The sequence below is a fragment of the Parvibaculum sp. genome (assembly GCF_035511255.1).
Classification (GTDB): domain Bacteria; phylum Pseudomonadota; class Alphaproteobacteria; order Parvibaculales; family Parvibaculaceae; genus Parvibaculum.
In genome coordinates this window covers 1-5,833 of the sequence record NZ_DATKFR010000484.1, presented here as the reverse complement: position 1 = coordinate 5,833, position 5,833 = coordinate 1, and the positions used below count along the sequence as shown (strand labels likewise).

The window sequence follows — 5,833 nt, the reverse complement described above, 5'->3', positions numbered from 1 at the left end:
CCCGGACCTCACCGACGCGGCGGCGGGGCTCGTCGCGGGCGACCTCGTCGAGGGGCGCGGCTTCTATCTGCTGCGCAACGAAAACCTCCGTGTGGCGATGAAACGCTTCGAGACGTCGGAGCTCGAAACGCTGCCGGTGCTCGACAGCATCGAGGATCTGAAGGTCGTCGGCTACCTCACCGAAGCCTATGCGCTGCGCCGCTATACGCAGGAACTGGAACGCCAGCGCGGCGGCGGCCCGGCGGCGGAGGTTTTCCCGCTGGGACCGACGAAGAATGTTTGAGGGGGTGACCTCGTTGCATGGCCGCGATTGTCTTTGGTCTGCTTATGACCCAAAGCGGACGCCCACCTCATCTAATACGAAATGCGGCTTTGCGCCTCGTAGCCGTTTCACGGATCGCGCACCACAGCAGTTTGATGAGGCGTGTGGTTAGATGTATCGTCTATAATCTGGGTTCACGACTTGCCCTTCGGCCATATATTTGAGCACCTCGCCCACCTTGCGAGCAGCCCGAATGGGTACGGGGAGGCGCTGGTTCATCTGCGTCGAATTCCAGTTGATCTTCGTCAGTGAGAATACCTCTTCCGCGATCTGAACCACAGTGCTGTCGCTGCTCGTGTGAGGACATAGGAGTAGCGGTCGCGGCACATACAGTCCTGGATAGGTGCCATAATAGGGTATGCTGCCATTCGTGTAGAGTAGGCCCTTGCCGTCCAGTTCAACAAACGTGCCTCTCAGGACTGGGTAGTCGCCATCTCTGAGGATCTTCGCGTCATACGACTCCTGAACCCAAACTAGGTCGCGAAACTCGGTCTCCGCCTCCATCAAAGCGCGCAGGATGCCGTCGGCCTCTTCGTCCCGAAAGCGGGATGTTTTTAGGATGATCACCCGGGCTGGCGGATGCTTGTGATGATCGCGATAGGCCTTCAGTGCACCCTTCACAAGGTCATAAGCGTCGGTTTCGGTCATGTAAGGATGCCGACCACGTGTTTCAGTCTGGGCGCGCTTCCCCTTCAGGATGAACCCGCGACCGCGCTCGTCGAACATCTGGGCCGCGCTAGTCCATAGCTGCTGCCCAGTTACGTCACGATAGAAACTGACACCAATGTAGCAGGCGCGGAACTCGCCTTCCTTCGGCAGGCGGCGCCACAGGATACGACCCGTGCCCTTGTAATAAAGCGTCGTCAGGAGATTCCAGGTTCTTCCGGCCTGATCTTGGATCTTCCGCTCACTGCTCACCTTCACCTTGCGCGGGATCTTCGCATTCTCGTCGATCACGTCCTCCCAAATAATCTGGATCGGGAAGTTAAGCGGCATGGCGCGGGCCTTGAGTAGGCCCCGAAAATTCGGCGCATCGGAACCGCCAGAGTCCTCTTTTTCGGTGGTGCCCTGAGCATCGGTCTTGGCGTTCCATACACGCTCGATTAGCGAAACTGGCAGGGCGATCAGCGCGACGTCGGGCCGGTTCCCGCTGTCGTCCATTACCTGGAGGATATCCATGACCGCGTCGACGGCCATCTCGACGGCTTTCGCGTGGTTCGGCTCTTTCCGAATCTTGTCGATCTGGGCTTTAGTCAGCGTGCCGCAGGCATCGTCATCGATTTCGAAGCTGCAATGAAACGGATTGTTGTTGCTGAGGCCGGGGAAGTGCGGGTTCATGTTCGGATGGCTCTCGGCCTTCGAAACAAAGCCTAAAGCCGCCGCAGCCAGAAAATTCTTCGAGCCTTCAACCGTTTTCGCATCGCCGACCACGCCAATGCGAATTTTATCGCCAAGCGGTGCCTGTAGCGGCCCAGCGTCGGTCAGCCCCAAGCGCGGATCTGGATGGCTGTGCTGATCACCAAATTCGAGTAGCGGCTCGTCAAAGATCCGACATTCAAACTTCATCGAACAACAACCCTGCTGTGGTGCCCTCATCCTGATCCGGCTGAGCTTTTTTCGGCCGGCCCCATACGTCGTCCGGGACTGTCGTCGGCAGATTCACCTCAGGTGGAGATTCAAATCGAAGCACTACCGCCGGCCCCGTGTCGGCATCTGCAAACAGGCCGCTGCCCCGTTGCTCATACTGCGTGAGGAATCGGTGCCACAAGATCACCTGCCCCCGGATCGACGCGTTGTTTTCCAACCGCTTCTTGCCCGAGAGGAGCGCGTCCGGATGGGGATGGCGAAAGAAGCCGTTGGTGGTGAAATGATAGGTCGGGCTGACCATCAGGAACCACTGGTCCATCATACATTCGAAGCGTGGAACGAAGGCGTGATGCCTCACGAAGCCGACCTTGCCAGGCACCTTCGTGCTCATAGACACGTTAACGACGTCCGCCTTCGTCTTCACCTTGGTGGATTGATAGTGAAACGTCCTTGGTCGGCTGTCCTCAATCGCTCGAATGTAGAACAACTTGTTCTCTTTATCCCATGCTAGGTCATCCTGCATCTGGTGCTGGAGTGTCTGCCGGAGCAGGAAAGCGAAGTTGTTCTGCTCATCCATTTCCTGGTGAAACGCGATAAGCGGAGTCTCGATCGCTTCTACCTGGTCAACATCAACGATGGAGGCCGTCACCGTGTCGCGAGGATCGTGGAATGACCAGAAGGTGCCATCCTTGATCGCCCAATCGAACCGCGTTGGCTCGTCCTGATCGAATAGCTCCTTGATCGCCCGTCTGCTGTCGAAGGGTGTACTCGCAACAAATATCTCGGGAGGCAGCGTGATCGGAAACATGTTTACGAGCGCGGTTTCGCCACCGCCTAACGGCGGGACGTAATAGCCGAAACCGTTCACCGGCACTGTAAGCGCAGCTAGCCGATCGAGCGACGAGCGGTCGAGAATGTCGCGGTTTTTGTCGAAGGTCAGTAGACGCTGTTCTGCTCCCGGCTGGTTCTGGACCTGACACCAATAGTGGCTGTCGTCGCTCTCGCGATACAAAACGACAATGACGGGCAGATTGGATGTCTTCCAATACTGGAGATCCCTCAGCTCCAGCAGATAGGTAAAACCGGTCTCGGTCTCCGACCGGTATTTGCCGGCCCGCGTCGACTTGATTTGCACCGCGATCATGCGGGCGGTTGGCTCACCGTCGATCATGACCTCTGCGAGCCCGTCGATCCCAGCTTCAAGACGACTGCGATGATCGAATTGGAAGCCAATAGACAGGAACCGCTTGCGAACCGCAGCTTCTCCTAGTTCGCCGATGAGCTGGTTATCGGTGATCTTCTTCATGTCAAGATAATAGAACATCTTGGCAACAACGCTATCGTGTTTTTCGCGAATGGGGCCTCAAGGCGAGTATGGGCTTTCCGGTTCAGCCGCGCAGCTCAACAAGAGGTCCAATCTCTCAAGCTTACCGCTCAAGAGCTGCCAGTCGGCAAACGGCCCTAAAGGCGACATTTGGAGATCATCTCGACAAGGACAGCTTCTGGCGCTTAGCAGACCTGTAAATGACGCGGGTGTGGTGCGAGCGCCCATCCTTCGCATGTCGCGCCGGATTGCTTCGGCGCTTCGCGCCTCGCAATGACGGCTGAGGCCGAGTGCCGGGCTCCCCCTCACCCAACCCTTCGGCGGGCAATCGGTCCACTGAACCGATTGCTGATCCGCCTCAGCCCCGGAGCGGAGGATTTTTAGCCTCGCTCCCCTCACCTCTTCCCCGCCAGATAAAGATGCGCCTCGTAGGCGAAGAGGCGGCGACCGGGGGCGAGGCTCGGGACGACAGGCGTTCCCGGGCGGGCGCCGCTTGACAGGGGGCGGTGGCGGACGTATTTAACTGAATGGTTATTTAACTGACCGGTTCACACGAAAGCCATGAAAGCCTCCCGCCTCGACGCCACCTTTTCCGCTCTTGCCGATCCGACGCGGCGCGCGATCCTTGCGCGGCTTTCGCGCGGCGAAGCGTCGGTGAAGGAGCTCGCCAAGCCCTTCGACATCAGCGGGCCGGCGATTTCGAAGCATCTCAAGGTGCTGGAACAGGCCGGGCTCATCACGCGCGGACGCGAGGCGCAGCGGCGGCCCTGCCGCATCGAGGCGCGGGCGCTCAAGGATGCCTATGGCTGGCTCGAGCACTATCGCCGCTTCTGGGACGAGAGCCTCGACAGGCTCGAGCTCTACCTCAAGGAACGACCGGCTCCCTGATCATCCCGGTACGGAATGGATACCAAAAAGGGGGAATTTCCATGAAGATCGTTCTCGTCCTTCTCGCCGTTCTGGCCGCCGCCGTCGCGGCGCTTCTCGTCTATGCGGCGACGCGGCCCGATACATTCCGCTACGAGCGGCGGATCGGCATCAAGGCGCCACCGGAAAAGATCTATCCGCTGATCGCGGATTTCGGACTCTGGCGCGGCTGGTCTCCCTATGAGAACCGCGATCCGGAGATGAAGCGGAGCTATAGCGGCACGCAGGGCAGCGTCGGCGCGGGCTATGCCTGGAGCGGCAACAAGAATATCGGCACGGGCAGCATGAAACTCGTCGAGGCGGCGCCGCCCTCCAGGCTCGTCATGAAGCTCGATTTCATTTCGCCCTTCGAGGCGCATAATAGGGCCGAGTTCACGCTGACGCCGAAGGGCGACGAAACGGAAGTGACCTGGGCGATGTACGGACCCGCGACCTTCACCTCCAAGATGATGGGGCTGGTCTTCAACGTCGACCGGATGGTCGGCACGGATTTCGAAACCGGGCTCGCCGCGCTCAAGGCCGAAGCCGAGAAACAGGGAGAAGAAAGATGAAGAGAATACTTGCCGCCCTGGCGATTGCCGCGACGATGACGGGCGCCGCGCAGGCAGCCGGGACGAGTGCCGAACCCGTCGCGCCGGCGGGGCGCTATACGCTCGACAAGCATCATGCGAGCCTCGTCTTCCGCGTCGACCATCTGGGCTTTTCGTTCTACACCGCGCAGTTTACGCGCTTCGACGTCACGCTCGACATCGATCCGAAGACGCCTTCGGCGGCGAAGGTCGAGGCGACGATCGACCCGACCTCGCTCGAGCTGCCGACGCCGCCCGAAGGGTTCAAGGAGGCGCTGCTGGGCAAGGACTGGCTCGACGCCGGCGCCTATCCGGTCATGAGCTTCCGCTCAACCTCGGTCAAGATGACGGGCGAGAAAACCGCGCGCATCGCCGGCGAGTTCACGATGCATGGCGTGACGAAGCCCGTGACGCTCGAGGCGCGCTTCAACGGCGGCTATGCGGGACACCCGATGGACCCCAACGCGCGCATCGGCTTTTCGGCGACGGGCAAGCTCAAGCGCTCCGAATTCGGCATCGCCTACGGCATTCCGGCGCCGGGGACGACCATGGGCGTCGGCGACGAGGTCGCCTTCGACATCGAGGCGGAATTCAGCGGACCGCCGCTGCCGCAAGCGCCGAAGGCGGAATGAGGCCCTGCCGGGAGGATTACAAGATGACGCTCAAGCTCCATTATCATCCGCTCTCCTCCTTCTGCATGAAGGTGCTGGCGGCGCTTTACGAGAACGACACGCCATTCGAGCCGGTTTTCGTCGATCTCGGCGATCCGGTCTCGGCGGCGAAATTCAAGGCGATCTGGCCCATCGGAAAATTTCCGGTGCTGCAGGACGAGGCGCGCGACCGGCTGGTGCCGGAATCGAGCATCATCATCGAATATCTCGCGCAGCATTATCCGGGCCGCACCGCCCTTCTCCCCGCGGACGCCGACCGGGCGCGGCAGACGCGCATGTCCGACCGCTTCTTCGATCTCTATGTGCATATACCGATGCAGAAGATCGTCGGCGACCGGCTCCGGCCCGAGGGCCGGCACGATCCGCATGGCGTCGAGGAGGCGCGCGCCACGCTGAAGACGTCGCTCGGCCTCGTGGAGGAGGACATGGCCGG

At 60.4% G+C, this 5,833-nt stretch carries 6 protein-coding genes and 1 pseudogene; 5 read left to right on the top strand and 2 right to left on the bottom strand.

All coding sequences use genetic code 11. The features are described from left to right. Window positions 1-283 (top strand): annotated as a pseudogene (locus tag VMR03_RS18025) (hypothetical protein); the annotation flags it as partial. A 147-nt stretch (window positions 284-430) separates the two neighbouring features. Here VMR03_RS18025 and VMR03_RS18020 read toward each other — a convergent pair. Together VMR03_RS18020 and VMR03_RS18015 are read right to left on the bottom strand one after the other, a co-directional pair. Continuing rightward, the gene (locus VMR03_RS18020; RefSeq protein ID WP_325407691.1) at window positions 431-1,888 is read right to left on the bottom strand and encodes a hypothetical protein; all 1,458 of its coding nucleotides are present in this window, start codon (window positions 1,886-1,888) and stop codon (window positions 431-433) included. After that, window positions 1,878-3,233, bottom strand: coding sequence for a DUF4365 domain-containing protein (locus VMR03_RS18015; RefSeq protein ID WP_325407689.1), 1,356 nt, complete (start codon window positions 3,231-3,233; stop codon window positions 1,878-1,880). The genes VMR03_RS18020 and VMR03_RS18015 overlap by 11 nt, the downstream gene beginning before the upstream one ends. Window positions 3,234-3,794: 561 nt before the next feature. Between VMR03_RS18015 and VMR03_RS18010 the strand changes: the two genes are divergently transcribed. The 4 genes from VMR03_RS18010 to VMR03_RS17995 form a co-directional block, all read left to right on the top strand. After that, a complete protein-coding gene (locus VMR03_RS18010; protein WP_325407686.1) occupies window positions 3,795-4,121 on the top strand; it encodes a metalloregulator ArsR/SmtB family transcription factor in 327 nt (108 codons plus the stop codon). 41 nt (window positions 4,122-4,162) lie between these two features. Continuing rightward, window positions 4,163-4,711, top strand: a complete 549-nt coding sequence (locus VMR03_RS18005) for an SRPBCC family protein (RefSeq protein ID WP_325407684.1) — start codon at window positions 4,163-4,165, stop codon at window positions 4,709-4,711. Further along, window positions 4,708-5,361, top strand: a complete 654-nt coding sequence (locus VMR03_RS18000; protein ID WP_325407682.1) for a YceI family protein — start codon at window positions 4,708-4,710, stop codon at window positions 5,359-5,361. Before VMR03_RS18005 ends, VMR03_RS18000 begins: the two co-directional genes overlap by 4 nt. 23 nt (window positions 5,362-5,384) lie before the next feature. Next, the coding region (locus VMR03_RS17995; protein ID WP_325407680.1) for a glutathione S-transferase family protein at window positions 5,385-5,833 on the top strand (449 nt) is incomplete at its 3' end.